At 64.2% G+C, this 25,532-nt stretch carries 25 protein-coding genes; 12 read left to right on the plus strand and 13 right to left on the minus strand.

The genetic code is table 11. The features are described from left to right. Window positions 1-519, minus strand: coding sequence for a peroxiredoxin (locus tag ACR65T_RS14440; RefSeq protein ID WP_434497140.1), 519 nt, complete (start codon window positions 517-519; stop codon window positions 1-3). A 123-nt stretch (window positions 520-642) separates the two neighbouring features. Here ACR65T_RS14440 and ACR65T_RS14445 point away from each other — a divergent pair, with 123 nt between their 5' ends. Next, a complete protein-coding gene (locus tag ACR65T_RS14445; protein WP_434497141.1) occupies window positions 643-4,149 on the plus strand; it encodes an AsmA-like C-terminal region-containing protein in 3,507 nt (1,168 codons plus the stop codon). Between the two features lie 15 nt (window positions 4,150-4,164). On the opposite strand, the gene tyrS is transcribed toward ACR65T_RS14445, so the two are convergent. Further along, window positions 4,165-5,427, minus strand: coding sequence for a tyrosine--tRNA ligase (tyrS, locus tag ACR65T_RS14450; RefSeq protein ID WP_434497142.1), 1,263 nt, complete (start codon window positions 5,425-5,427; stop codon window positions 4,165-4,167). Between the two features lie 120 nt (window positions 5,428-5,547). On the opposite strand from tyrS, the gene ACR65T_RS14455 reads away from it, so the two are divergent. From ACR65T_RS14455 to ACR65T_RS14470, 4 genes are all read left to right on the plus strand, one after another. Further along, window positions 5,548-5,787 (plus strand): AbrB/MazE/SpoVT family DNA-binding domain-containing protein, encoded by a 240-nt coding sequence (locus ACR65T_RS14455; protein ID WP_434497143.1) that lies wholly within the window; start codon window positions 5,548-5,550, stop codon window positions 5,785-5,787. Next, entirely contained in the window at window positions 5,784-6,176 is a 393-nt protein-coding gene (locus tag ACR65T_RS14460; RefSeq protein WP_434497144.1) for a PIN domain-containing protein, read from the plus strand. Before ACR65T_RS14455 ends, ACR65T_RS14460 begins: the two co-directional genes overlap by 4 nt. Window positions 6,177-6,481: 305 nt before the next feature. Next, the gene (locus tag ACR65T_RS14465) at window positions 6,482-8,014 is read left to right on the plus strand and encodes an MBOAT family O-acyltransferase (RefSeq protein ID WP_434497145.1); all 1,533 of its coding nucleotides are present in this window, start codon (window positions 6,482-6,484) and stop codon (window positions 8,012-8,014) included. A gap of 24 nt (window positions 8,015-8,038) precedes the next feature. Beyond that, on the plus strand, window positions 8,039-9,325 hold the full coding sequence (locus ACR65T_RS14470) for an alginate O-acetyltransferase AlgX-related protein (RefSeq protein ID WP_434497146.1): 1,287 nt from the start codon (window positions 8,039-8,041) through the stop codon (window positions 9,323-9,325). Between the two features lie 15 nt (window positions 9,326-9,340). Here ACR65T_RS14470 and ACR65T_RS14475 read toward each other — a convergent pair whose 3' ends face one another. Further along, the gene (locus tag ACR65T_RS14475; protein ID WP_434497147.1) at window positions 9,341-10,195 is read right to left on the minus strand and encodes an EcsC family protein; all 855 of its coding nucleotides are present in this window, start codon (window positions 10,193-10,195) and stop codon (window positions 9,341-9,343) included. Between the two features lie 258 nt (window positions 10,196-10,453). On the opposite strand from ACR65T_RS14475, the gene ACR65T_RS14480 reads away from it, so the two are divergent. Then, window positions 10,454-11,035, plus strand: a complete 582-nt coding sequence (locus ACR65T_RS14480) for a DUF992 domain-containing protein (RefSeq protein ID WP_434497148.1) — start codon at window positions 10,454-10,456, stop codon at window positions 11,033-11,035. Window positions 11,036-11,055: 20 nt separating this feature from the next. Here the strand turns inward: ACR65T_RS14480 and ACR65T_RS14485 are convergent, their stop codons facing one another. The 9 genes from ACR65T_RS14485 to ACR65T_RS14525 all read right to left on the minus strand — a co-directional run bounded on the left by ACR65T_RS14485 (window position 11,056) and on the right by ACR65T_RS14525 (window position 19,685). Then, complete coding sequence (locus ACR65T_RS14485) at window positions 11,056-11,793, minus strand: SDR family NAD(P)-dependent oxidoreductase (protein WP_434497149.1); 738 nt, start codon at window positions 11,791-11,793, stop codon at window positions 11,056-11,058. Beyond that, window positions 11,790-12,350, minus strand: coding sequence for a Uma2 family endonuclease (locus ACR65T_RS14490; RefSeq protein WP_434497150.1), 561 nt, complete (start codon window positions 12,348-12,350; stop codon window positions 11,790-11,792). The genes ACR65T_RS14485 and ACR65T_RS14490 overlap by 4 nt, the downstream gene beginning before the upstream one ends. 38 nt (window positions 12,351-12,388) lie before the next feature. After that, window positions 12,389-13,885 (minus strand): amidophosphoribosyltransferase, encoded by a 1,497-nt coding sequence (gene purF, locus ACR65T_RS14495; protein WP_434497151.1) that lies wholly within the window; start codon window positions 13,883-13,885, stop codon window positions 12,389-12,391. Window positions 13,886-13,984: 99 nt separating this feature from the next. Continuing rightward, on the minus strand, window positions 13,985-14,632 hold the full coding sequence (locus ACR65T_RS14500; RefSeq protein ID WP_434497152.1) for a CvpA family protein: 648 nt from the start codon (window positions 14,630-14,632) through the stop codon (window positions 13,985-13,987). A 215-nt stretch (window positions 14,633-14,847) separates the two neighbouring features. Then, entirely contained in the window at window positions 14,848-16,248 is a 1,401-nt protein-coding gene (radA, locus tag ACR65T_RS14505) for a DNA repair protein RadA (protein ID WP_434497153.1), read from the minus strand. A 64-nt stretch (window positions 16,249-16,312) separates the two neighbouring features. Next, complete coding sequence (locus tag ACR65T_RS14510) at window positions 16,313-16,666, minus strand: integration host factor subunit alpha (RefSeq protein WP_434497154.1); 354 nt, start codon at window positions 16,664-16,666, stop codon at window positions 16,313-16,315. Between the two features lie 246 nt (window positions 16,667-16,912). After that, entirely contained in the window at window positions 16,913-17,890 is a 978-nt protein-coding gene (locus tag ACR65T_RS14515) for a beta-ketoacyl-ACP synthase III (RefSeq protein ID WP_434497241.1), read from the minus strand. A gap of 8 nt (window positions 17,891-17,898) precedes the next feature. Then, window positions 17,899-18,975 (minus strand): phosphate acyltransferase PlsX, encoded by a 1,077-nt coding sequence (gene plsX / locus ACR65T_RS14520; RefSeq protein WP_434497155.1) that lies wholly within the window; start codon window positions 18,973-18,975, stop codon window positions 17,899-17,901. A 152-nt stretch (window positions 18,976-19,127) separates the two neighbouring features. Next, window positions 19,128-19,685, minus strand: coding sequence for a YceD family protein (locus tag ACR65T_RS14525; protein ID WP_434497156.1), 558 nt, complete (start codon window positions 19,683-19,685; stop codon window positions 19,128-19,130). 197 nt (window positions 19,686-19,882) lie between these two features. On the opposite strand from ACR65T_RS14525, the gene ACR65T_RS14530 reads away from it, so the two are divergent. Together ACR65T_RS14530 and ACR65T_RS14535 are read left to right on the plus strand one after the other, a co-directional pair. Then, window positions 19,883-20,329, plus strand: coding sequence for an outer membrane protein assembly factor BamE (locus tag ACR65T_RS14530; protein ID WP_434497157.1), 447 nt, complete (start codon window positions 19,883-19,885; stop codon window positions 20,327-20,329). A gap of 249 nt (window positions 20,330-20,578) precedes the next feature. Further along, complete coding sequence (locus ACR65T_RS14535) at window positions 20,579-21,646, plus strand: transglycosylase SLT domain-containing protein (protein ID WP_434497158.1); 1,068 nt, start codon at window positions 20,579-20,581, stop codon at window positions 21,644-21,646. Between the two features lie 138 nt (window positions 21,647-21,784). On the opposite strand, the gene argC is transcribed toward ACR65T_RS14535, so the two are convergent. Then, complete coding sequence (gene argC, locus ACR65T_RS14540) at window positions 21,785-22,720, minus strand: N-acetyl-gamma-glutamyl-phosphate reductase (protein WP_434497159.1); 936 nt, start codon at window positions 22,718-22,720, stop codon at window positions 21,785-21,787. 18 nt (window positions 22,721-22,738) lie between these two features. Here argC and ACR65T_RS14545 point away from each other — a divergent pair, with 18 nt between their 5' ends. The 4 genes from ACR65T_RS14545 to ACR65T_RS14560 all read left to right on the plus strand — a co-directional run bounded on the left by ACR65T_RS14545 (window position 22,739) and on the right by ACR65T_RS14560 (window position 25,261). After that, on the plus strand, window positions 22,739-23,077 hold the full coding sequence (locus ACR65T_RS14545) for a DUF1289 domain-containing protein (RefSeq protein ID WP_434497160.1): 339 nt from the start codon (window positions 22,739-22,741) through the stop codon (window positions 23,075-23,077). Window positions 23,078-23,154: 77 nt separating this feature from the next. Next, window positions 23,155-23,340, plus strand: a complete 186-nt coding sequence (locus ACR65T_RS14550) for a hypothetical protein (protein ID WP_434497161.1) — start codon at window positions 23,155-23,157, stop codon at window positions 23,338-23,340. An 11-nt stretch (window positions 23,341-23,351) separates the two neighbouring features. Continuing rightward, complete coding sequence (locus tag ACR65T_RS14555) at window positions 23,352-23,816, plus strand: flavodoxin family protein (RefSeq protein WP_434497162.1); 465 nt, start codon at window positions 23,352-23,354, stop codon at window positions 23,814-23,816. A 77-nt stretch (window positions 23,817-23,893) separates the two neighbouring features. Beyond that, complete coding sequence (locus tag ACR65T_RS14560) at window positions 23,894-25,261, plus strand: peptide MFS transporter (RefSeq protein ID WP_434497163.1); 1,368 nt, start codon at window positions 23,894-23,896, stop codon at window positions 25,259-25,261. Window positions 25,262-25,532: the final 271 nt, after the last annotated feature.

The following is a 25,532-nucleotide window of genomic DNA, read 5'->3' on the forward strand; positions in this document are numbered from 1 at the left end:
TTAAAGCGCCTTCGCCGCCGTCAGAACCTCCTCGGCGTGGCCCGGAACCTTCACCTTCCGCCAAATCTTGGCGATGCGGCCGTCGGGACCGATGAGCACCGTCGTGCGCTCGACGCCCATATATTTGCGGCCATACATGCTTTTCTCGACCCAGACGCCATAGGCGCCGAGCGTGTCCTTTCCCTCATCTGACGCGAGGGGCAGCGACAATTCATATTTGGCGCGAAATTTGTCGTGGTTCTTGATCGGGTCCGGCGACATGCCGACGACCACGGCCTTGGCCTTCGCAAAACTCTCGCGTAAGGCGTTGAATTCGATTGCTTCCTTCGTGCAGCCCGACGTGTCGTCCTTTGGGTAGAAGTAGAGCACGACTTTTTTGCCCTTCAGCGCGGCGAGCGAGATCTTTTCGCCGCCGGCCCCTGGGAGATCGAAGGCCGGCGCCAAGCTTCCTTCCTTTAAGCCTCCCTCCTTCTTCTCCTCCTTGCGTGTAGCTTCTGCCTTGCCGGCGGTCGTGCTCATGGCGCCTTCCTTTCGTCGCATCTGCAGCTAAAATCAGTTCGTAGAATGCAGACTGCGGGCCAGCCGGCAAGACCGGTGTAATCGCCCGCGTCCGCGCGGCGATCGAGCCGAGAGCGAGGCCAATTGACCGACAGGACGGGGCGCAAGCCTAGCGGCGCCGGAGTCGTCGTCGATAGGGGGCGGCGCGCGATGCAGCGGGCCTGTCGCGCAGCGTTGCGGCTGCCGTTTTTTTGGGCGCCGCGCCGCGGACTTCCCCGCCTGCTCATGCTCAGCGGACTTGCCGCAACGCTGCTGTGCGCGCTGACGTTCGGCGGCTTCTTCCTGCTGCTTTCGCAGGGCTCCATCACCTTTGCTTGGCTCGCGCCGCGCATCGTCGAATCGCTCGACGAACTCGCGGGCGGTCGGTACGAATTTTCGCTGGGCGCCGCTGCGATCGGCAATGGCGATCACGGCCCGACGCTGTCCGTCGATAATTTCATTGTCAAGAAAGACGGTCGTCCCATCGTCGCGGCGCCGCGCGCGGAGCTGTCGCTCGACCTTCGCTCCTTGTTGATCGGCCGCATAAAGCTGCGCCGGCTCGAGGTTCTCGATCTGGACTTGCGACTTTCCGTCGATCCGGATGGATCCGTGGCCATTTCCGCGGGCGCGCATCCGGTTCCGGCCAAGGCGCCAGCGATTGCGCCCGGCGCGCCGGCGAACGGCGCCGGGTCGGAGCGCGTGACTCTGCTGCGCGACGCGGCGGGGGCCCTGCGCGGGCTCATGGACTTCGCCACGAGCCCGAACAGTCCAATCGCCGCGCTCGATCGTCTCGGCGTGGCGCACGGCCGGCTCACCATCGACGACCGCACGATCGATCGCGCCATCCGCTATGAAGACGTGACGCTCAGCCTCGACAAGGGCGGCGCCGGCATGCGCTTCTCCGCGGCGGCCAATGGCCCCTCGGGGCGTTGGACGGCCGTCGCCGTTGCAAAGGGCGCGCCGGGAGGACGGCGCGATTTCCACGCGCAGTTTCGCAATTTTTCGATCGACGAGATTTCGCTTGCCGGCGGCTTCCGCACCACCCGCTTCGACACCGACGCGCCGCTCTCCTTCGACCTGAGGTTCGCGCTCGGTCGGGGCGACGAGGTTCTCGAAGCGTCGGGTCAAATGGAGATCGGCCGGGGCTATTTCCGCTTCGACGAGCCGGATCACGAGCCGGTGATGATCGAAAAGATCGCCGGCGTCGCGGTTTGGGACAGGGCCGCGCGCAAGGTCGCAATCGCGCCGCTTGTGTTCAAGGCCGGCGGTTTCGACATGACCGTCATCGGCGACGCCCGCCCGCCTGAGGGGGCCAGAACCATCGCCGATGCGGCGAGGCTGGATGGGCCATGGACGATCGCGTTGCGCCTGAAAGCGCCAACCATGGTCGCGCCTGAGCGCGCGGGAGAGAAAAATGTCCGCATTGACCACGGACTGCTCAATGCGCGCCTGTTTCGCGACGAACGCCAGATCGTCTTCGACAAATTCGCCTTCGACGGTCCCGACACGCACATCGACCTCAACGGCGCAGTGAGTGGGCGCGACGACATCCGCGTCATACTCAAGATGGGCATCGAGGACACGCAGATACGCGCGCTCGCGCGCCTGTGGCCCACCCATGTCGCGCCGTCCGTGCGGACTTGGTTCGTCGATCATGTGCCGGTCGGCGTCTTGAAGCGCGCCCAATATGCCGCCGACTTCGACGGCGCCGCGCTGAACGCGATGCGCTACGAGCAGGCGCCGCCGGATCGCTCGCTGTTCGCCGAGGGCGACATCGTCGACGCGACAGTCTCCGACATCCTGCCGGGCATGGCGCCGCTTGCCGGCATCAACGGGCGACTGCGGATCACCGGACAGACGGCGTCTTTCGACGCGACCTCAGGCGCCATGGAGACCGGGCCGGGTCGACGCCTCGCACTGTCGTCCGGCCGCTTCCTGGTCGCCGACAGCGCGCTGCGCCCGACGCCCGCGATGGTCGAGGTCACTGTTGGCGGCGACGTCGAAGCCGTCTCGGACCTGCTTGCATTGCCGGCGATCGCCGACTACGCGTCTGTCCCCGTGGAGGCGGGCGCGCTGAAAGGAACCATCGAAGGTCGGCTGCGCGTCGATTTCGAGACAGGGGCGACGGCGCGCGACGCGGCCACGACTTTCGCCATCGACGCGACGACGTCGAACCTTGTGATCGATAAGCTGATCGGCCGGGAGAAGCTCGAGAGCGGCGCGCTGCATATCATCGCTGACCGGGCCGGACTGCGCGTGAGCGGAACCGGCCGACTCTTTGGCGCGCCGGCGACCCTCGACGTGCGCCGCGGCTTTGGCGACAGGGGGCCCGCACAGGCGCAGGTCGCATTCACTTTTGACGATGCGGCGCGCCAGCGCGCCGGCTACGCCATCGCCGGCGTCAGCGGCCCGATTCTGGCGACAATACGCACGCCGATCCCGGTTGAGAACGTCGATACGCAGATCGAACTCGATCTCACCCGGACGAATTTCGACAATCCGCTCCCGGGCCTGGTGAAGCCGTCGGGAAAGCCGGCAAAGTCTTCGTTCACGCTGACGCGCCACGGCGAGGCGATGTCGCTCGAACAATTCGTGTTCGACGCGGGACCGACGCAAGCGCAGGGCGTCATCGAATTCGGCAGAGATGGCGCATTCCGCGCGGCCCGTCTCTCGCAGGCGCGGCTCTCGCCCGGAGACGACATGCGCGCCGACGTGCAGCGTAGCGGCGAACTGGTGAAGATCGTCGCGCGCGGCGCGAATTTCGACGCCCGTCCAATCATGCAGGGATTGATGCGCGCCGACCGCGGCAAGGGCAGCGTCGACGACCTCGATCTCGACTTCAAGTCGCCGATCGTCACCGGTTACGGCAAGCAAATTCTCACAAACGTCGAACTGAAATTGGAGCGTCGCGGCGGCAAGCCCCGCGGGGTGGCGCTTAAAGGCTTTTTTGGCCGCGAGCAGCTCACAGTCGGCATGGGGCGCGGTCAGGATAACCAGTCGCAACTCGAAATTGCGACAAACGACGGCGGCTCGCTGCTCTCCTTCTTTGACATCTATCGGAAGATGGACAGCGGCGCCCTGACCGCGACCGTACAGCTTAGTCAAAACCGCGCCGATGGGGCTTTGCGCATTCGCGACTTCTTCGTGCGCGGCGAACCGACCGTGCGCCAGTTGATGGCGCAAAGCGGAACGGCGCGCGCGGATGATCGCGGCAATTTCCGCTTCGACCCCGACCTCGTTCGCGTCGGCAGATTGGAAAGCGACTTTAGCTGGTCGGGCGGACAGCTTACCGTGCGCGACGGCGTGCTGTCGGGTCCCGAGATCGGCCTCACCTTCGACGGCTACATCGACTTCCCGCGCGAGCGGCTGGACCTCGTGGGCTCATATGTGCCCGCCTATGCGTTGAACAATCTGTTGTCGAATATTCCGGTGGTCGGCGTCGTGCTCGCCGGCGGACAGCATGAGGGCGTCTTTGCGCTGAGCTATCGCCTCTATGGCGCGCTCCCATCGCCTTCGATCAGCGTCAATCCGCTCTCGGCGATCGCTCCCGGCTTGATGCGCAAGATCATGGGCGTCATCGACGGCACCGCGCGCATGCCGCAGGAGCGGTAGGAGTCGCGTGCGACGTTAAGCGCGCTCGAGCAGCACGTGCTTCTTCTTGCCGAGCGACAATTTAACGACGCCATCGCTCGCAAACGCCGCTTCGCCGATGGTTCCGCGCTCGTCCGTCACCGGCGTATCGTTGACGCGCAGCCCGCCGCCCTTGATCTGGCGTCGCGCTTCGCCGGTCGACGCGACGAGACCGGCTTTGACGAAGGCCGTCAGCACGCCAAGGCCGGCGGCGACTTCCTCAGCCGAAACGGCGACCTTGGGGAGCGACAGCGCGAGCGCGCCTTCTTCGAATGTCGCGCGCGCGGTCGCCGCGGCCGCATCCGCCGCCGCGCGGCCGTGAATGAGCGCCGTCGCCTCCGTCGCGAGAGTCTTCTTGGCTTCGTTGATGTCGGCGCCTTGCAGCGCGGCGAGGCGCGCGATCTCTGCCATCGGCAGGAAGGTGAAGAGCTTCAGGAAGCGGGCGACGTCGGCGTCTTCCGTATTGCGCCAATACTGCCAGTAGTCATAGGGCGACAGCATGTCGGCGTTGAGCCAGATGGCGCCGGCGGCGGTCTTGCCCATCTTGGCGCCCGACGCCGTGGTCAGCAGCGGCGAGGTGAGCGCATAGAGTTGCGGGCAACCCATGCGGCGGCCGAGATCGAGGCCCGTGACGATATTGCCCCATTGGTCCGAGCCGCCCATCTGCAGCAGCGCGCCGTAGCGCCTGTTAATCTCGACGAAGTCGTACGCCTGCAGGCACATGTAGTTGAACTCGATGAAGGAGAGTTCATGCTCGCGTTCGAGACGCAGCTTCACAGAATCCATCGTCAGCATGCGGTTGACGGAGAAGTGGCGGCCGACGTCGCGCAGGAAGTCGATGTAGTTTAAACCCGCTAGCCAATCGGCGTTGTCGAGCATCAGCGCGTCTGTGGCGCCGTCGCCAAAGGTGAGAAAGCGTTCGAAGACGGTCCGGATCGACGCCTTGTTCGCGTCGATCTGTTCGACGGTCAAAAGCTTGCGGCTCTCGTCCTTGCCGGAAGGATCGCCGACCCGCGTCGTGCCGCCGCCCATCAGCGGCAACGGCTTGCCGCCGGCGCGCTGCAGCCAGGCGAGCATCATAATCGGCAGCAATGAACCGACATGCAGCGAGGGCGCCGTGCAATCGAAGCCGATATAGGCGGCCAGCGCCCCCGACCGCGCCTTCTCGTCGAGCCCCTCGAAATCGGAGCATTGATGAACGAAGCCGCGCTCAATAAGAGCGCGCAGGAAATCCGACGTGGGAGAAAAATCAGTGGCCATGGCGGGGTGATAGGCGCAACGCGGCGCCCGCGCAAGCGAGCCCGGCTCGAGAGTTCTGGTTGAAATTAATGGCTCCTTACGATATGTAAGGAGTTCTAACGAGAAGGAGCTTGGCCCTCAATGCCGAAGGCGACCCTAACCAGTAAGGGTCAAATCACGCTGCCCGCCGAAGTACGCCGAGCCTTGCGGGTGGATACTGGCGACAGTCTGGTTTTCGAACAGACAAGCGGCGACGCGTTTCTCGTTCGCGCCGCCTCCGGAGACATACGACGCCTTAAAGGCGTTGTTCCGGCGCCCGCGACGCCAGTCACGCTTGAGGCAATGGAAGCGGCGATCCGAACCCGCGCCAGCGAAAAGTGATCGCGCTCGATACAAATGTGCTCGTGCGCTACCTCGCCCAGGACGATCGCGAGCAAGCCAAAGCCGCGACGCGATTTATCGAAGAGGCGCTGACGGCCGGCGATCCAGGTTTCATTTCGGCGATCGTTCTTTGCGAGATCATTTGGGTGCTCGAAAGCTGCTATGATCTGAAAAGGTCGGACGTTGTTTCGATCATCAAAGCGCTGCTCGATACGCGGCAGATTGTCATCGGCGAGGCAAACGCCGTGCGTGCGGCGCTGAATCATTCCGGCGTCGATCTTGTCGACGCAATTATTCACGAGGTGGGCAGGTCGCGACAATGTCAGAGGACGGTGACGTTCGATCGCAAGTTCGCCCGACTCGCCGGCGTCGAACTGCTCGGCAGGTGAGCGGTCCGCAGCTCCGATGACGGGCGCAACCTGCCCCCTCTCCCGCGAAGCGGGGGAGGGTTGGGGAGGGGGCCGACGTTTCATCTCACGTCGGAGCGCTCCTTGCCCCCTTCCGGCGCTTCGCGGCGCCTTCCCCCGCTAAAGCGGGAGAAGGGAGAGCGGCGCCGCCGCGTCTACCGACAGGAATTCAAGAATTCATAGAGACCGTCCCCATGGCGGGCCGCTTTCTTGCCCGACTGCTGGGCTTTTGGTAGAAGCCGCAGGCTTTCGCGCTCGCCCCATGCGCCGACGAACGCAGGACCATCATGCTTTTTTACGAGCCGCTGTTCCTGTTTCTGTTCGGCCCGGCGGTTTACCTCATCTATCTGTTTTTCGGGGAAGTCCGCCTGCGGCGGGCGATCATCCTGTTTGCGGCCAGCGTGATCTTCTACGCCTGGAGCGAACCCGTCTTCATCTTCCTCGTCTTCGCCTCGGTCGGGCTCGACCTTTACGTGGCGCGGAAGATCGCCGACGCGCCAGATCTCCTCATCCTGAGGAGCGAGCACAGCTCGCGTCTCGAAGGAGGAGGAGGAGGATCTTCGTCGCCCTCGCGCTTCGAGACGCGTCCTTCGGACGCTCCTCAGCATGAGGGCGACAAGGAGCGCAAGCTCTGGCTGGCGCTCGGCGTCGTCGCCAATCTCGCGATCCTCGTCTATTACAAATATACCGGCTTTCTCGCGCTCAATCTCGACGCGCTGCTCAAGGCGTTGACGCTGCCGGGGATCAACATCCCGCAGATCGCATTGCCGATCGGCGTCAGCTTCATCGTCTTCGAAAAAATCACCTATCTCGTCGATGTCTATCGCGGAATCACCGCGCCGGCGCGCCGACCCTTGCTTTACGGGCTTTACGTCTTCTTCTTCCCCAAGCTCCTCGCCGGACCGATCATCAAATATCACGACATCGCGCGCCAGTTCGACGCGATGCCGCATGCCGACATCGATGACTTCGTCATCGGCTTTTCGCGCTTCATGCTCGGCGTCGTGAAGAAGCTGCTCTTCGCCGATACGCTGGCGAGCGGCGCCGACCTGATCTTTTCGCGCGACGTCGGTTCTCTCGGCTTTGCGCAAGCCTGGGCGGGCGTGCTGTTCTTCACCTTTCAGATCTATTTCGATTTTTCCGGCTATTCCGACATGGCGATTGGGCTGGCGCGCATGTTCGGCTTCCGGCTTTTGGAAAATTTCAACATGCCCTATGTGGCGACGAGCATCACCGATTTCTGGCGGCGCTGGCATATTTCTCTCACCAGCTGGATTCGCGAATATCTGTATTTTCCGCTCGGCGGCAATCGGCGCGGCGAAGCGCGCACCTACCTCAATCTGTGGATCTGCTTCTTCGCTTCGGGCATTTGGCACGGCGCGGCTTGGACCTATATCGCCTGGGGCGCCTATAATGGCGTGTTCCTCGTGCTCGACCGGCTCTTTCTGGTCAATCGCCTGCAGCGGTTGCCGGACTGGCTCGCCAATATCATCGCGATGATCATTGTCATCGTCGGCTGGACATTCTTTCGCGCAACCTCTCTGTCGCAGGCCGGCGCGCTGCTGGCGTTGATGGCGACTCCATGGGCGCAGTCCAGCGCGCCTGTCGCCATTCCTCCCGAATATGTGGTCGTGGCGCTGATCGCCGCGGCGATCTGCGTCGCACAGCGGCTGTCGCTTTATGTCAAGGACTTCAATTGGGGAAGCGCGGCGCAGCGCTTCGCATTGGCGTCGAACAGCGCGCTGTCCATGCTCTTTCTTGCGGCTTTGGCGAAGGGACTTGCCGATCCCTTCAAGCCGTTCATCTACTTCCGGTTTTAAATCGGATGAGCGATTCTAGCCGAAATGGATAAGCGCATCGAGAAACATGAGGCGGAATTTGGAGCGGCGTCGCAGTCGCCCGTTCGGGCCGAGGGCGTCATCGCCTTTTTGAAGTCGCTGACGCTCGCGCGCCTGCCGATTTTCGGTTGCGCGGGCTTCATCGCGTTTTTGTTCCTCGCCAATTTGTGGAATTTCGCCGTCGAGCGCGATTGGCCGAAGCTGCGCATCCGCAGCGCCTCGCCGCTCGCCGGCGTCGCCAAGCCAAAGCCTGCGCCCTGGACGTTCGACGCCTTTCTTTCCGGAGAAACGCAAAAGGCGGTGTCGACAAATCTTGGCCGAATGTCGCCGGTTTTTCCGATCTCCGTGCGCGCGAAAAATCAGCTCGTCTTTTCGCTGTTCGGCGGCTCGGCGGCGCCCGGCGTCATGATAGGCCGCAATGGCCAGCTCTATGAAGATATTTACATCGACGAATTTTGCGCGCGTGACGGCGGCTTCGATCCGTCTCGCCTGAGCGCCTGGTCCTCGACCTTGCGCGACATTCAGGAGATGGCGCAGGCGCATGGGAAGAGTTTCGTCTATCTGATTTCGCCGTCCAAGGCGGCGCGCTACCCGGAAGATTTGCCGACGTCCGCGCCATGCGCGGCGCGCGCGACATCGATGCCGGACAAGCTCGCGCCCTATCGCGCGGCGCTCGACGAATCGCAGGTGCGCTATGTGGACGGCGCGGCGCTCATTGCGACGGAAAAATCCAAACAGCCGATCGCGCTGTTTCCGCGCGGCGGCTCGCATTGGAACAGCGTCGGGGGCGCGCTCGCCATGCGCGACGTAACGCGCGCGCCGCCGGCGACGCCGATTGGCGTTCTCGACTTTACCTCGGCGCCGGCGCCAGAAGCCGTCGGCACCGACCGCGATCTGCTGGATCTCTTGAATCTCCTGTGGCCCGACGCGTCTTATCCGACGGCGGCGATCGGCAGGGCAGGGGAGAAGGGCGATTGCGCGCGGGCCCCGCGGCTGCTTGCGCTTGGCGGCAGCTTTCTGCATCAGGTTCTGGCGGCGGCGACGCTCGCGCCCTGTCCGCCGCAAATCGACTATTGGTTCTATATGCGCACCGAGAACAACACGATCGAACTCGGTCATTACCGGCGCGCGCCCGGCGACGCCTCGAACGGCGAGCGGCTGACGGCGACATCGGAAGAACTCGATGAAAACCTCGCCGGCGCCGATTTTATCCTGCTCGAAGAAAACGAAGCGGGCGTCGCCACGACGCAGCAGATCGGCCATCTCGCCGAGGCGCTGCGCCGCCTGCCGTAGAGCGCGCGTCGCCGATTACGCCGCCTGCGGCGGATCCTTCCAATATCCCTCGGAACGGGCGATCCTGGCGTATTCGGCATGCACCACGGCCGGGCTGTAAAGCCGCTCCAGTCGGCGCACGACGAAATGGCCGCGCGCGAGGCTCTGGAAGTGCTCGGTGAAAGCGACGTTGATCGCCGCGCCGCTGATCGCGCCAATGATCGGCACAGCCTGCGCCGCGGTCTTTTGCGAAACGACCATGCCGAAACGCGCCCCGATCGCGCCGATCAGACGCGCCAGGGCAGGCGCCGCCTCATTGGAGACCTGCCGGACGGTCAGAAAGCGCGCCGCGTCCGACACGGATTTCGCGAGCACGGCGCGCAGCGCAAGATAGCCGCCCTCCAGCACATTGCCCTCGGCGGAATGGCCGCCCAGGGCGAAAACCTCGAGGCAGGCGAGGGCGGCGCCCGGGTGGCGCAGGTCCTCTCCCTCGGCCTGCGCAATTTCCGCGATCGAGCGCAGCATGATCGTCGTCGACACCGGCAGTTCCAGCGGCAGGCTCGCGAGCCCGACGGCGCCGCCGACGCCTCCGGTGAGCGCCGCGAGGCGACGGTGAATCCGCACCGTGTCCTTCGCCGGCTGGGCGTCGAGGCTCGCCAAGGCCATCTTCATCGCCGCGGCGAGCGCCTTTTGGGTCGCGGCGGCGACCGCCGCCTGCAGTCGCGGCGGCAGGGTCAGCGAGCCAAAACTGAGCTGTCGGCTCGCCAAACCCGCCAGCCGCGTCGCAAAGCTATGTCTTTCCAACGCCGCGACGGCGGAGCGCAGCGCTTCGACATCGGACTGAGACAAGCCCTGGTCCACGAGAACGGGCAGCGGATAGGAATGCGACACGGATGCCTCGGATTTTTGATTGCCCTTTAAAAGTCGGACTCTTCCAAGGTCTTTGCAAGCGCGGCAAAGGTGTGGCGAGACGCAAATGCGCGACGCTGGCTCGTGCGCTGGCGCACATGACGCGCCCGTCGAGGCGCGATATCTTCGGTTGCGGCTGAAGCGGCGCTATTGCATTTCGGGGCTCGTCCTGTACTGCAGTGCGGGCGTTGCCGGCTTCGTTCTGGGTCGGTGGCCCTAGACTAGGAAGAGGAGCACTGAATGCTGAAGTTTTTTTGGGGTCGCGCGCTGAGCGGCGCTTGCGCTCTGGCCCTGCTGGCGCCGGCGAGCGCCTTCGCGGGCGACCGCATCGGCTCCTTGCAGTGCCGGCTGCTTGGCAACGGCATCAGCGTTTTGATCGAAAATCAGCAGATGGACTGCATTTATCTCGATGACGCGGAAGGCGCTGTTCCTGCTCATTACGTCGGCGCGCTCACCAAGGTGGGCGCCAATGTGACGATCAACGGTCCTGGCGAGCTTGCCTGGGGCGTCGTCTCCGCCACGAGCCATATCGGACCGGGCGCCCTGGCGGGCTCTTATTATGGCCCAGGCGTGTCGGCCAAGGTCGTGGTCGGCGGCGGCGGCGCAATATTGGTCGGCGGCTCCAACGACACCTTCTCGCTGCAGCCTTTCAGCATCGAAGCAGGCTCCGGCGTGGGATGGACTGCGGGCGTCGAGCGCTTGACCCTCGCCTATGTCCCGCCGCCCCCGCCGCCCGTTTTGCGCCACGGCTACATCCATCATCATTACCGCTGGCACAAGCTCCACACGAGCCACCATCACACGAGCCACCATCACAGCTAAGGGTCGGCTCTAAAGTCGCATCAGACCGGCGCGGAAAAACTCAGCAGCCGGTCGGTGGGGAAATCATAAAGCCTCGCGCTCTCGCGCCATTCCGGCGCCAGCGGCGCGAGGCATTTTTTTGCGAATTCTTCAGGCGTTTTAAGCGTCATCGGATCTTCGCCCGGCATCGCCTGAGCGCGCATGCGCGTGCGCAGCGGACCCGGATTGGCGAGCATGACGGTCACGCCATCGCCGGCGGCCTCAGACGCATAGGTGCGGGCCATCGCTTCGAGGGCCGCCTTCGAGACCGCATAAGCGCCCCAGAACGGCTTCATTGTCTCGCGATGCGCCGCCCCTGAGGTGATGAAGAGGACGCGTCCGGCGCCTGACGCGCGCAAGAGCGGATCAAGGGAACGGATCAGCCGCCAGTTTGCGGTGACGTTGATCGCGATGACGCGATTCCAGTCCTTCGGGTCGACGTGGGCGAGCGGCGACAGAGGGCCGAGAACGCCTGCGTTGCCAACGAAGGCGTCGAGCTTGCCCCAGCGTTCGAACAGTGCGGCGCCGAGACGGTCAAGCGCGTCGAAGTCGGCCAGATCGCAGGGAACGAGCGTCGCCTGTCCGCCCTGCGCGCGGATTTCATCGTCGAGTTCTTCGAGCGCGCCCTGCGTGCGCGCCAGAGCCACGACATGCGCGCCGTCGCGGGCGAGTTCCAGGGCGAGCGCGCGCCCGATGCCGCGCGAGGCGCCGGTGACGAGAGCGATGCGGGGAGGCTTCACGCAGGGATCTCGGGAATCATTTCGTCAACAGCGACATCCAGGCCTGGAGGATCGAGCGTCATGCGGCCTTCCTTGACGATTCCGACGACGATCTGATCGGCTTGCCGGCGGTAGTGCAAGATCAGCCGTCGGCTAAGGTCCACGACGAGATAATGCTTGACGCTCGCGAGCCGAAAATAATCGCTGAGCTTTGAATTTTTGTCGAAGCTCCGAGAAGAGGGCGAGATGACTTCGACGATGACGATGGGCATAGGCGCCAGGAGCGAATCCGCCTGCACAGGATCGCCGCAATTGACCAATGCGTCGGGTTCGTAAACGGTGTGATCGTCTATTTTTACGCCGAGCCCGTCGACAAATGCTTCGCACGGCGCTCCGACGCGCGCGATTGCATCGGCAAGCGCGCGCCAAATGCGGGCCTTAGCGGCGACATGCTCCGCGCGTTCCGGCGCCATCGCGAAGGTTTCGCCGCGAAACAGCTCATAGCGGCCCTTCTCCTGAGATTGCGCCCAGGCGAGAAACTCCGCCGCGTTGATGCGTCTCTGGGCCGTTGCGCTCATGGCCTCTCATAGCACGCGGATCTCGCGTCGGCCGCCTCTCAGCTCGCCTCCGCCAACAGCGACAGTTGCGCGCGGTTTTCGCCGACAAGGTCGGTCAGCGACGTGGGATACTCCCCGGTGAAGCAGTGGTCGGTGAACTGCGGCCGGATGGGATCGCGGCGCTCGTAGCCCATGGCGCGATAGATGCCGTCGACCGACAGGAAGCCCAGCGAGTCGCAGCCGATATATTCGCGCATTTCATCGAGCGTATGCGTCGCGGCGAGCAGATTCTCCTTCTGCGGCGTATCGATGCCGTAGTAGTCCGGATTGGTGATCGGCGGCGACGAAATCAGGAAATGCACTTCCGTCGCGCCGGCGTCGCGCATCATCTGCACGATTTTCACTGACGTCGTGCCGCGCACGACGGAATCGTCGATGAGGATCACGCGTTTCCCGGCGACGACGCAGCGGTTGGCGCTGTGTTTCATGCGTACGCCGAAATCGCGGGCGATTTGCGTCGGCTCGATGAAGGTGCGCCCGACATAGTGATTGCGGATAATGCCGAGTTCGAACGGCACGCCGGATTGCTGCGAATAGCCGAGCGCCGCCGGCACGCCGGAGTCCGGCACGGGCACCACGACGTCCGCCTCGATCAGGCGCTCGCGCGCGAGCTCGGCGCCCATCGCCTTGCGCACCTCATAGACCGGACGGCCATGGACGATGGAATCGGGACGGGCGAAATAGATATATTCGAAGATGCAGGGGCGCATCGGCTGCGGCGGAAACGGCCGCAAGCTTTGAATTCCGTCCTCGGAGATAATGACGATCTCGCCGTTCATCACGTCGCGCACGAAGCGCGCGCCGATGATGTCGAGCGCGCAAGTTTCCGACGCGAGAATATATTTTCCGTTGAATTCGCCGATGACGAGCGGCCGGATGCCGAGCGGATCGCGCGCGCCGATCAGCTTCTTGTTGGTGAGCGCGACGAGCGAATAGGCGCCTTCGATCGAGCGAAGCGCTTCGATGAAACGGTCGATGAGCAGCGGCCTGCGGCTGCGCGCCACGAGATGAAGGATGACCTCGGTGTCCGAAGTCGACTGGAAGATCGCGCCTTCGCGGATCAGTTCGCGGCGCAGCGTCTGGGCGTTGGTGAGGTTGCCATTGTGGGCGACCGCGAAGCCGCCCGTGTTCAGTTCCGCGAACAGCGGCTGCACGTTGCGCAGCATGGTTTCGCCGGTGGTGGCGTAGCGCACATGTCCGATCGCCGTGGCGCCGGGCAGGCGCTTGATCGTGTTTTCCTGAGAAAAGTGATCGCCGACCAAGCCCAGTCGACGCTCGCCATGGAAGCGGCCGCCGTCGAAGCTGACGATGCCGGCCGCCTCTTGGCCGCGATGCTGCAGGGCGTGCAAGCCCAAGGCGGCGATCGCTGCGGCGTCCGGCAGATCGAAGACGCCGAACACGCCGCAATATTCGCGAAGCCTGTCGCCGTCGAGATCGTCTGTCGCGTCAATCTCGCGGGATGAGGATCGTTGAAGATCCTCGGCGGCCTCCGTCATGCTTCGTCCCCCGTGACGCGCCGCCGCTCAGCACTCCCAAGCGCCCGGCCGTCGCATTCCCGTCATATGTGCCAGCGGCGGGGCCCAACCGCAAGACCATCATTCAGGCTTGTCGTCCGATTGAGGCGCCGCCTCGGCCGGCGCCTCAGTCGGAGCCTCCGAGCTTGCGTCGGTCGGCGCAGGCTGAATCTTGTCCGGCTCGACGTCGGCCGGCGGCTCCTCATTCGTCGGAGCGCCCTTCTTCGCCTTGATCTTGGCGACGAGGCTGTCGATGTCGTCGGGCAGCATTTCCCGCAGCTTCTCGCCGCCAGCCGTCAGGAACGGTTTAGCGCGCGCGTCCTTGATCCATTCCGGCTGATTCGTTTCGGGCACGAGCCAGCTGTAAAAGACGAAGGCGACGACGGCGAGCAGCGCGCCGCGAACGGCGCCGAACAGGAAACCGAGCGTGCGATCGAGGGCGCCGACCTTCGAATCGAGGATGACGTCCGAGAGCTTCACCGTGATGAGAGAAACAGCGATCAAAGCGACGAAAAACACGGAGGCCACGGAAGCCGCGAGAGCGATCTCGTCCTTGCTGACGTAGGGTTTGATGTAGGGCAGGGCGAGCGGATAAAAGAAATACGCCGCCGCCGCCGCCGCAACCCAGGACAGGATTGCAAGGACTTCGCGGGTGAAGCCGCGCAAAAGAGCGAGCATCCCCGAAACCAGAACGACGGTAATCACAGCCAAATCAAGATATGACGGCATCGCTAGCCCCTTGCTTGTTCGCCCCGAGCTCTGAACGCTTCTGAACGGGCTGTTGGCCGCCTTCCGGGCGACATCCGTTCGACCCTCTCCAGAACCTGTGTCAACTTTGCGCCGCCGCAGGCAGGCAAGCGTCGTTCCGGCAGGCGTCTCGCTTTCGCACTGGCAGCCTTCTAACGCATCTTGGGGCCAGCCGGAAACACTAATGCGCGAGCTCATTAGCCGCGCGCGATGGTTCTTTCGCGCGTCGAAATGCGGGCGATGGCGGCGACGAGGCCGCCGACGTCTGCGCAGGGACGGATCGTCACGCCGGCGCCGCGCCCATCATCGGAAATTTGTTGGGATTGCGGGACGACGGCGAGATGGAACCCGAGTTTCCCTGACTCGCGCAGTCGCATGCCGGCGTGAATGACGGGCCGCACGGCGCCGGAGAGCCCGATCTCGCCGAAAAAGCACATGTCGGGCGGCAGGACGGCGCCGGTGAGCGACGAGACGAGGGCGGCGGCCGCGGCGAGATCGGCGGCCGGTTCGTGGGCCCGAAATCCGCCTGCGACGTTGAGATAGACGTCGTGCATGCCAAGCTTCAGCCCGCCATGCGCTTCGAGCACGGCCAGGATCATTGAGAGCCGATTCTGGTCGAAACCGACGACGGCGCGTCGCGGCGTGCCGAGGGAGCTCGGCGCGACGAGCGCTTGGATTTCGATCAGCAGCGGACGCTGCCCCTCCATGCCGGCGACGACCGCGGCGCCCGGCGCGCCAGAGTCTCGGCCGGCAAGAAAAAGCGCCGATGGATTGGCGACTTCGGCGAGGCCGAGACTGGTCATCTCGAAGACGCCGATTTCGCCTGTCGCGCCAAATCGGTTCTTGGAGGCGCGCAGCATGCGGAAATGATGCGCGCCGTCGCCCTCGAAGGACAGGACGGCGTCGACCATATGTTCGACCACGCGCGGACCGGCAACCTGCCCATCCTTCGTGACATGGCCGACGAGAACGATCGTCGAACCCGTCGTCTTGGCGTGGCGCAGGAGCGCCTGGGCGCTTGCGCGCACCTGCGTCACCGTTCCAGGCGCCGACTCCGCCATGTTGGTGTGCATCGTCTGTATCGAATCGATCACGATCAACGCCGGGCGGGCGCCTGTCGCGCAGGTGGCGAGAATGTCCTCGACCTGGGTTGCGGCGGCGAGCTCCACCGGCGCATCGGCGAGATTGAGCCTGGTCGCGCGCAGGCGCACCTGGGCGACGGCCTCTTCGCCCGAAATATAGACGACGCGCGCGCCGCGGCGCGCCAGAGTCGCGCAGGCCTGGATGAGCAGAGTGGATTTGCCGATGCCGGGCTCGCCGCCGAGCAGCAGCACCGAGCCCGGCACGAAGCCGCCGCCGGTGACGCGGTCGAATTCGTCGATTCCTGTCGCAATTCTGGGCGCGGGCCGGCCTTCGCCAGCGAGCCCCTCGAGTTCGAAGACGCGGCCGCGCGCGGCGCGGCGGGAAACGGCGGGCGCGCCGGCGTCCGACTCTTCAACGAGGCTGTTCCACTCGCCGCAGGAGTCGCAGCGACCTTGCCACCGCGACGCGACGGCGCCGCAGTTCTGACAGACGTAGACCGCGCGGCTTTTAGCCATGCATGCTTGGCGCATGGCGCGCCGACGCTTGTCAAGCGGGTCAGCGCGCTCGAAGCCGCAAGCGTCACTCGTCGCCGTTGATTCTCGCACGCATGATGTTGGACGGCTTGAAGGAGACGACCAGCCGCGCCGAAATCTTGGCGCCTGCGCCAGTCTTCGGATTGCGTCCCAGCCGCTCCTTCTTTGAGCGGACAACAAAGGCGCCAAAGGAAGAGAGCTTGACGTCTTCGCGCGCGATGATGCGCTCGAAGATCTCTTCCAGCACCATTTCGACGTATTTCGCGGACTCCGCCCGCGGCACTCCGACTTTCCGATGGATTGCGTCTGCAAGGGCCGAACGGGTCACGGTGCCCCCGCTCGCCATGCGCTCTTCTGTCGCTTCGCCGTTTGGCTTAGCGGTTGCGTCCCCCTTGGCCATCTTCTGCCTTACAATTCATCAAAAACGACGGTCGTGGGCTGTTCGGAGCGCGCCGGAGGGACGACGGGGCGCTATCAGGGGCGGCGCGTTATCGCTCCGAAACCCACCCACAGCGGGTATTCGCCACCGGCTATTGTCAGAATTTTTCAGAATTGAATGCGGAAATCAAGCGCAGGTTGTAACCGCGCGTGTAATATTTCCTGCCAATATTTGCTTACATTGAAATAGTTGTTGTATTACGCCAGCTTACCAGCGTATCAGCGCAGATCCCCAGGTAAAGCCGCCTCCGACAGCTTCAAGCATGACGAGATCGCCCTGTTTGATTCGTCCGTCCGCCGCGGCGACGGCCAAGGCCAGGGGCACCGACGCGGCGGAGGTGTTGCCGTGCAAATGCACGGTGGCGATGATCTTTTCCGGCGCAATCCCAAGCTTTTGCGCCGACATATCGATGATTCGGCGATTGGCCTGATGCGGCACGAACCAGTCGAGATCCTCGGGGGTCAGTCCCGTCGCGGCGAAAGCGTCCTTGACGACGTCGGTGACTTGGCCGACCGCGAAGCGGAACACTTCTTTCCCCTCCATGCGCAGATGACCGACGGTTTGAGTCGCGGAAGGCCCGCCGTCGACATGGAGTTTCGCGCGATGGCGTCCGTCAGAGCGCAGATGAGTCGTCAGCACGCCGCGCTCGTCGGCCCCTCCCTGCGACGGTTGCGCCTCGAGCACCATCGCGCCGGCGCCGTCGCCAAACAGCACGCAGGTGGTGCGGTCGGTCCAATCGATGATCCGGGAGAATGTCTCGGTGCCGATCACAAGCGCGCGCTTGTGCGAGCCCGAGCGTAGAAATTTTTCCGCCGTGGCGACGGCGAAAACGAATCCCGAACAGACGGCCTGCAGATCAAACGCCACGCCATGCGTAATGCCGAGGGCCGCTTGAATCTGCGTCGCGGTTGACGGGAAGGTCCAGTCTGGGGTCGATGTCGCCACGACGATCAGGTCGATGTCGTCGGCGGTAATTCCCGCATTGGCGAGCGCATCGCGCGCGGCCATCTCCCCGAGCATCGACGTTGTCTCGCCTTCCGCGGCGATATGGCGCTCCTTGATTCCCGTTCGCTGCACAATCCACGCGTCGCTCGTGTCGACGAGCTTGGCGAGCTCGTCATTGGTGAGGGTTTTTTGCGGGAGATAGGCGCCGACGCCGAGAACGACGGAACGCAGTTGAGGCATGCTTGTGGTCACTGAGCGGCTTCCCGGGGAGAACTGGTCGAAACGGCGCCGTCCTGGCCCTCGAGGCTGTGCGCCAGCGCGACAGTGTCGCGAATGCGATTGAGCAGGTCGCTGCCGGCCACCTCATGGCCGATCTCGACGGCCCGCGCGAAGCCGACCGAATCGGCGCCGCCGTGGCTTTTGATGACGATTCCCTGGAGCCCAAGAAACACGCCGCCATTCGTCGCCCGTGTGTCCATTTTGGCGCGAAGTTGGCGGAAGGCCCCGAGCGCGAGAAGATAGCCGAGCTTGGCGAGCAACGTGCCGCCCATCGCCTCTTTGACATAGGCGGTAATCTGCGCGGCGGTTCCTTCAGCGGTCTTGAGCGCGATATTGCCGGTAAAGCCCTCGGTGACGACAACGTCGACGGCGCCCTGTCCGATCCCGTCGCCCTCCACGAAGCCGCGGTAATCGAAACCGGGCAGGGCGAGATCGCGCAGCAGGGTCGATGCGGCCTTCACCTCCTCAATGCCCTTGATCTCTTCGGCGCCGACATTGAGCAGGCCGACGGTCGGGCGCTCAACTCCCAGCATGACCCGCGCCATCGCCGCGCCCATGATCGCAAGATCCACGAGGTGGCTGGCGTTGGCGCCCATGGACGCGCCGACGTCGAGCACGACGGACTGCCCCCTTAGCGTCGGCCAAAGGCAGGCGAGCGCGGGACGATCGACGCGCGCCATCGTGTGCAGACAGATTTTCGCCATGGCCATGAGCGCGCCGGTGTTGCCGGCCGAAACCGCGACGTCGGCGTCGCCTTTCTTGACCGCATCGATCGCGAGCCACATCGACGAGACGCGCCTTCCGGAGCGCAGCGCCTGGCTCGGCTTGTCGTCCATCCGGATCGACACTGAAGAGTGGCGCACGTCGGCGCATTCGGCGAGGCGCGGATGACGCTCAAGCTCGGCGCGGATCGCCGGCTCGTCGCCGATCAGCAGGAAGCGGCTGTTGGGACGCCGTTCGAGCGCGCTGGCCGCGCCCGCGATGGTCACCTTCGGGCCAAAATCGCCGCCCATCGCGTCGAGCGCGATCCGAACAGTTTGCGGCATTTAATTCGTTTCTCCCGACTGCGCGCCTGGATTCGCCGTCTTAACTCTTGGCCGGCCTTTGTGACGCGTCCGAGAAGCGCGTTCGCGCTCCCGCCCTTGCGGGCGACTTGCCATTTGCTGGCCATAGGCGCAAGTGCCTATTCTGTCTCGCCTCAAGCCTCGCGGCGCGGCTTGAGCCGTCCCAGGGCGGCGAAAGGCGAGACGGCCTGAGCTCCGTCGCCAGGCTGCGGTTCGACGAAATTTGCACCTGGCTTGCGAGGATAGGGGTCAAGCGCCAGCGTGAAGAACTCGGAAACCGCCGCGCCGAGATCGACGACGCCGCCAATCAACGGATCAGGCGGATCCTCATCGAGCGAAATTTCAGTCAACTCTTCGTGTCGCCCTCGGCTGCGCGGCGCCTCGTCCGGCGGCGGCGCAAAGCGCATCTGGATGGGTTCGATGAGCTCCGAGTCGAACTCCTCGAGCGTCGTGACGCAGGTTTGCCGAAGCCTGGCGCGCAGCTCGCCTTCGATCTCCAATCCGTCGCCGCGCCGCCGCCGCGCGCGCAGCTTTGCATGGAGCGAATGGACGGCGGGCAGCGCATTGTGCTGCGCCAGTGCGGCGCATTCGAGCGGCGTCGCCCGGATGTCGACGTCGAGACCTTCGGGGGGCACTTCAGAGAGGGCGAGACGGCGCGAAAGCGGCGGATGCGAGTCGAAAGTGTTGTTCATGGCGCTGTCTCCATGTCGCGCTGTCTCCATGTCGCGGGCGTTCCATAGAACCAGATATGTGCGTCGGCGCACGGACGCCAGCGCTGCGCAGCGCGAGAACAGCCGTCTTGCTTTCGCTGCGTTCCAAGATTACGGATTTGGCGAGGGACTATCGACCGGGCGCAGGCGCGCCGCGGCGGATGATTTCGGAGACATTCATGGCGCAGGCTTTGCGCGTCGTTTCTCGTTTAGCGGCCGTGGCCGGCCTCGCTGCTTCGCTTTCCGCTTGTCTCGGGTATGAGGGCGTCGTCAACCGCGGGGCCGTGCTCGATTCGCGCAGCACCGGGCAGATCAAGCCTGGCATGCCGGCGCAGCAGGTGATGGCGACCCTTGGCACCCCCTCCACAACGTCGACGGTCGGCGGCGACGCCTGGTATTACGTCAGCCAGCGTATCGAGCGCAAATTCGCCTTCATGCCACAGAATATTGCCGATCAGCGCGTCTATGCGGTTTACTTCGACAAGTCGAAGAAGGTTCAGCGCGTGGCCGATTACGGCATGGAGGACGGCAAGCCGATCGACTTCATCACCCGCACGACGCCGACCGCCGGCCCCGAATATCATCTGCTCCAAGGCATGCTCTCCAAGGTGTCGAATCTCTTTTAGAGACGCCCGCTCTCGTTTTGAGACGCCGGCCGCAGCAAGTTCGCGTCTCGACTAGTGGCGTCATTGTGGCGACGGCGACGCGCCTGTCTGCGTAATCTATTGTAACACATAAGTTTACGGCCGCCGCGCGTCTGTGGTGCGGCCGTAATTGTGGCGCGAGCAAGGCTCCGGCCGCCGATCTTTCGCCCCGCCTCGCAGGTAACCTTCTGTTTACGCAAACTTTGCGTAATTGTGGAGAAACCGCGAAGCATGACCGTCACGCTGACGAACGCCCCGCCGCCTTCAAAAGACGAGAAGGTCGCGTCGCCTCGCTCAGGCCGGCAATCCAAGGCGTCGCCCAGCGCGACCCTGCCGGGCTTACTGCTTGATCAATCCTGTTCGCCTTTGTTGCGCGCGCTTTGCGTCGCGACCCTGCTTTCGGTGCTGGCTGTCCTGGCGATGACCGCTGAGCGCGACGAGACTTCTCGTCCGGAGCGGACCGCGCGCGCTGCACGCGTCCGCGTCGCCGCCTCTCCGCTGACGACGCTGACGCAATCCGCCGATGACGATACGGCGCTCGATTCGGATTTCTCTTTGGACCAGGCGGCGCTCACCTGGTCGCATCGGCTGGGGAGTGACGACGCCTTTGATACGCCGGGGGTGATGAGGTTCGGGTCCATCAAGGTGCAGCAGTCGATCGTCGAGCGCGTCGTTAAGGCGGCGCAGACGACTGAAATGGATCCGGCGCTGCTCATGGCCATCGCCGACAAGGAGTCGAATTTCTCCTCCACCGCGAAGGCGCGGACGTCTTCCGCCAGCGGGCTCTTCCAATTCGTCGAGAAGACCTGGCTTAAGGCGATGAAAACCTTCGGTTGGCGCCATGGGCACGGCGAGACGGCGGCGGCGATCGCGAGCGACGATTCGGCGCGCGTCAGCGGACAGAAGCGGGCGCAAATCTTGGGCCTGCGCAATGATCCCTATCTTTCCGCGGTTCTCGCGGCCGAAATGCTTAAGAAGGACAGCGCGCGGATCGCCGAGAAGATCGGCCGTCCTCTGACCCGCGGCGAAACCTACCTCATCCACTTCCTGGGTCCGGACGACGCCGAGCGCTTCATGAGGACCATGGACGAGGCGCCGCACACGTCGGCGGCGTCGCTACTGCCGAGACCGGCGCGCGCCAATAAGCCGATCTTCTATGAGCAGCAGGGCCGCCGGCTCAAGGTGCGCTCGGTCCAGGAGGTGCATGAAGCCTTCGAGACGATGATGGACAAGCGCACCAGCCGCTATGAGGACGTCGCGGCGAAACTGCCGGGAGGCGCCACCGCCTATGCCGAATAGGCGCCCCGAAGCTTCGCTGTTGGCGCTCGAGCAGGTCCGGAAAAAGTTGACAGACTTTTTCGATGAGAACCTGCTCGAGCATTTTGATTTTGAGCGATTTCTTATCGATCACATGATTCGATGTGATCGGGAAGCGCTCTAAGCTGAGACGGCGGTCTTCCCCATCATCAGGTCGAGATTTTGCACCGCCGCGCCGGCCGCGCCCTTGCCGAGGTTATCAAGCCGCGCGACGAGCAGGGCGTGGCGGCGCGCTTCGTTTGCAATGACGAAGACCTCCATGTCATCGGTTCCGTTCAGCGCCAGCGGATCAAGCTTGCCGCTTGTCGGCGCGGCCGCGAGCCGGACATGTTTCGCCTCGGCGTAGTGACCGGCATAGGCGCCTTCGAAATCCTCGGCTTTGGGCTTGCCGGGCAGCGCGTCGAGCGCGAGCGGCATCGAGACCAGCATGCCCTGCCTGAAATTGCCGACGGACGGCACAAAAAGCGGCCGCTCGGAAAGCTTCGAATAGGCCATGATCTCGGGCACATGTTTGTGCTCGAGGCTGAGCGCATAGAGCTCGAACGCCGGCGCTTCGCCGCGCTCATAGGCTTCGATCATCTGCCGTCCGCCCCCCGAATAGCCAGAGATGGCGTTGATCGTCAGCGGCTGGTCCGGCCGGATAAGCCCGGCGTCGACGAGCGGACGGATGAGCGCGATCGCGCCCGTGGCGTAGCAGCCGACGTTCGCGATCCGGCGCCCGCGGGCGATCGCCGCCGCCTGTCCCTTGCAAAGCTCCGCGAAGCCATAGACCCAGCCATCCGCCACGCGATGCGCCGTGGAGGCGTCGAGCAACCGCGGGCCGCCCGCGCCGAGGGCGTCGCAGAGCGCGACGGTTTCTCTGGCCGCGTCGTCCGGCAGACACAAAATCGCGATGTCGACGGAAGCGAGAATGTCGCGTTTGGCGCCGACGTCCTTGCGCGTCTCCTGTGGGAGCGCGTGGAGCGAGATGTCCGCACGCCCGGAGAGCCGCTCGCGGATTTCGAGCCCGGTGGTGCCGGCGTCGCCGTCGATGAAGATCTTGGTTTTTGTCGTCATGGCCCGCATCTAGTCGATTTGGCGAAGGAGAAAAAGGATTGTCGCGAAGAACCGTCCGACGTTTTTGACGCGCGCGGCGCGCCATCCTATAGCGCGGCGGGACGCATTCGCCGCAATCCCGGAGCGGCGCAGTCAAAAGTTGAGCCGATGGTCGACAGTCCGTGCATAAAGATCTGCGAACTCGATCAGGACGGCGTGTGCGTCGGCTGCGGCCGCACGCGCGTCGAGATCGCCGGCTGGATGTCGATGTCGGAGGCGCAAAAGGCCCAGGTCGTCGAGCTGGCGGACAAGCGCAAGCGCGCGATGAGCGCCCGCGACAAAAGCAAATCCCAACCTCTGATAGCATCGAGCGAATAGTGGTGACGGCGACATTTCGCGCGCTATATCGGTTTACAGGAAATGGGTTTTGACCGCCTCCTTAAGGAGGAGAGCTTATGGCGAAGCAGGTAACGGAAACAGACGGCGCGCTGAGAGCATACGCGCTGCGACTGTTGGACACGGTCTACAACGGCTCGGTCTATGCGGTGATCGCTTACAGTGGGCTGCTGGTCCTGCTCGCGATCGTCGGCCTGGCGATCTTCATGAAAATTATTTACGTGCCAGAATTTCATCCCTGGTAGCCGCGCTCATTTTGCCAAAGCGCCTGCTCATCGTCGCGCACACGCCTTCGCGTAACACCGAGCGATTGCGGGACGCGGTCGCCGCCGGCGCGCGCGCGCCCGAGATCGAGGGCGTTGACGTGGAGACGCTCAGCCCTTTCGCGGCGACGCCCGAGCATGTTCTCGCCGCGCAGGCGGTCATTCTCGGAACCACCGAAAATCTCGGCTACATGAGCGGGGCGCTCAAGGACTTCTTCGATCGTTGCTACTATCCCTTGTTGGAGCGCACGCAGGGCCTGCCATACGCGCTTTACATTCGCGCCGGCCATGACGGCACTGGAACGCGGCGCGGCGTCGAAACGATCGTGACGGGACTGCGCTGGCGGGCGGTACAGGAGCCGCTCATCTGCCGCGGCGAATGGCGGGAAGACTTCGTCGACGAATGCCGCGAATTGGGGATGCTGGTGGCGGCGGGCCTCGACGTGGGGGCGATTTGAGCCGATCAAGCCTTCGTCTATAGAGGCTGCACGGGCCACAGCGGCGCGCGGAACGAAAGCTCGGTCCGGCAGGACGAATGCAGCGAAGCGACGATTTTCTTGGCCATCCGCGCGGGCTCGGTTTTCTCTTCGCTTCCGAAATGTGGGAGCGCTTTTCCTATTACGGCATGCGGGCGCTGCTCGTCCTCTACATGGTCGAATATCTGTTGACGCCGGGGCGCATGGACACGGCGCTCGGCCTTGACGCCTTGAAGCGCGGGCTTGAGACGCTTTCCGGTCCGCTCGGTCCGCAACCTTTCGCCTCGCAAATCTACGGGCTCTACACCGGCCTCGTTTATCTCGCGCCGATCCTCGGCGGGGCGATCGCCGACCGTTGGTTAGGGCGCGCGCGCACGATCGTCATCGGCGCGGCGTTGATGGCCGTCGGCCATTTCATGATGGCGTACGATCGCCTCTTTCTGATCGCGCTGCTTTGCATCGCGTTGGGCTGCGGCGGCTTCAAGCCGAACATCTCCGTCCAGGTCGGGGAGCTTTACGCGCCGGCGGACGCCCGTCGCGACCGCGCTTATTCGATCTTCTACGTCGGCATCAATATCGGCGCGTTCTTCGCGCCGCTGGTTTGCGGAACAGTCGGGGAGACGATCGGCTGGCATTACGGCTTCGCCTGCGCGGGCGTCGGCATGGCGATCGGCCTCGCGACATATGTGATGGGTCTTCCGAGCCTGCCGCTCGAGCCGATGCACGGCGTAAGACGCGCGCCGACGGCGCAAATGCACGCGCAGTTTCGCCGGTCGCTCACCATCCTTATGCTGCTCTTTGCGCCTTCCGCGCTGTTCTGGGCGGCCTTCGAACAGCAGGGCAACACCATCGCGCTCTGGGCGGCGCAATCCACCGACCGCGGCGTCGATGTTTTCGGATGGCGCGCCGAAATTCCGGTGACGTGGTTTCAGGCCTTCAATCCGCTGATGATCTTTCTCTTCACGCCGCCGCTCGTTTCCTTTTGGAGCCGGCTCTCTCGGGCCGGGCGCGAGCCCTCGACGATCGGTAAAATGTCGCTTGGCTGTCTCGGCCTCGCCGTGAGCTACGGCGTCATGGCGCTCGCCGCCTGGACGAGCGACGGCGGCAAGGCGAGCTGGCTTTGGCTCCTCGCCTTTTTCTGCGTCATCACCGTCTCGGAGCTGCACTTTTCGCCGATCGCCCTGTCGCTCGTGTCGCATGTCGCGCCGGAAGGATCGCGCTCGGCGCTGATGGGCGTGTGGTTCACATCGATGTTTCTCGGCAATCTCCTGGCGGGATGGCTCGGCAGTTTGTGGTCGAGCGTGCCCAGCGTGTATTTCTTCCTGCTCATGGGCGCGCTCGGGGTCGTCGGCGCGCTGATCGTTGAGGCTGCGCGGCGACCGCTTGGCGGCCTCCTGTCTTCCCGCGTTCGGCGCAGAGGCGACTGAGGAGCGGCTCGCGCTCTGTCGTCGGCTCGTCGCCGCCGCAGCGGCAATGTTAGCCGATCCGGCACGGTTTAAGTTACAAGGATGGGGAAGCCCTTCACCCGATCGCGGTCCCCGCGCCATTGCCGTTTCCCCCCGAAACTGTCATATCGCGCATGACGAAGCGCGCGACGGCGCCGCCTGCCGCAGCCTTCGCCGCAACCTCGGGCCGTCGCCTGTTTCGTTGAAACGAAAGGCCGCTCCAGGTTATTGTTTTAAACGCGTCTCCCGCATC

It is taken from the genome of Methylocystis sp. (genome assembly GCF_051061285.1).
Taxonomy (GTDB): domain Bacteria; phylum Pseudomonadota; class Alphaproteobacteria; order Rhizobiales; family Beijerinckiaceae; genus Methylocystis.

Excerpts from the sequence above, each read along its gene's own strand:
- ACR65T_RS14440 (WP_434497140.1), bottom strand. The coding sequence starts at position 519 with ATGAGCACGACCGCCGGCAAGGCAGAAGCTACACGCAAGGAGGAGAAG.
- ACR65T_RS14530 (WP_434497157.1), top strand. The coding sequence starts at position 19,883 with ATGGCGCAGGCTTTGCGCGTCGTTTCTCGTTTAGCGGCCGTGGCCGGC.
- ACR65T_RS14490 (WP_434497150.1), bottom strand. The coding sequence starts at position 12,350 with ATGAGCGCAACGGCCCAGAGACGCATCAACGCGGCGGAGTTTCTCGCC.
- ACR65T_RS14480 (WP_434497148.1), top strand. The coding sequence starts at position 10,454 with ATGCTGAAGTTTTTTTGGGGTCGCGCGCTGAGCGGCGCTTGCGCTCTG.
- radA (WP_434497153.1), bottom strand. The coding sequence starts at position 16,248 with ATGGCTAAAAGCCGCGCGGTCTACGTCTGTCAGAACTGCGGCGCCGTC.
- ACR65T_RS14500 (WP_434497152.1), bottom strand. The coding sequence starts at position 14,632 with ATGCCGTCATATCTTGATTTGGCTGTGATTACCGTCGTTCTGGTTTCG.
- purF (WP_434497151.1), bottom strand. The coding sequence starts at position 13,885 with ATGACGGAGGCCGCCGAGGATCTTCAACGATCCTCATCCCGCGAGATT.
- argC (WP_434497159.1), bottom strand. The coding sequence starts at position 22,720 with ATGACGACAAAAACCAAGATCTTCATCGACGGCGACGCCGGCACCACC.
- ACR65T_RS14470 (WP_434497146.1), top strand. The coding sequence starts at position 8,039 with ATGGATAAGCGCATCGAGAAACATGAGGCGGAATTTGGAGCGGCGTCG.
- ACR65T_RS14535 (WP_434497158.1), top strand. The coding sequence starts at position 20,579 with ATGACCGTCACGCTGACGAACGCCCCGCCGCCTTCAAAAGACGAGAAG.
- ACR65T_RS14560 (WP_434497163.1), top strand. The coding sequence starts at position 23,894 with ATGCAGCGAAGCGACGATTTTCTTGGCCATCCGCGCGGGCTCGGTTTT.
- ACR65T_RS14465 (WP_434497145.1), top strand. The coding sequence starts at position 6,482 with ATGCTTTTTTACGAGCCGCTGTTCCTGTTTCTGTTCGGCCCGGCGGTT.
- ACR65T_RS14455 (WP_434497143.1), top strand. The coding sequence starts at position 5,548 with ATGCCGAAGGCGACCCTAACCAGTAAGGGTCAAATCACGCTGCCCGCC.
- plsX (WP_434497155.1), bottom strand. The coding sequence starts at position 18,975 with ATGCCGCAAACTGTTCGGATCGCGCTCGACGCGATGGGCGGCGATTTT.
- ACR65T_RS14515 (WP_434497241.1), bottom strand. The coding sequence starts at position 17,890 with ATGCCTCAACTGCGTTCCGTCGTTCTCGGCGTCGGCGCCTATCTCCCG.
- tyrS (WP_434497142.1), bottom strand. The coding sequence starts at position 5,427 with ATGGCCACTGATTTTTCTCCCACGTCGGATTTCCTGCGCGCTCTTATT.
- ACR65T_RS14525 (WP_434497156.1), bottom strand. The coding sequence starts at position 19,685 with ATGAACAACACTTTCGACTCGCATCCGCCGCTTTCGCGCCGTCTCGCC.
- ACR65T_RS14550 (WP_434497161.1), top strand. The coding sequence starts at position 23,155 with ATGGCGAAGCAGGTAACGGAAACAGACGGCGCGCTGAGAGCATACGCG.
- ACR65T_RS14510 (WP_434497154.1), bottom strand. The coding sequence starts at position 16,666 with ATGGCCAAGGGGGACGCAACCGCTAAGCCAAACGGCGAAGCGACAGAA.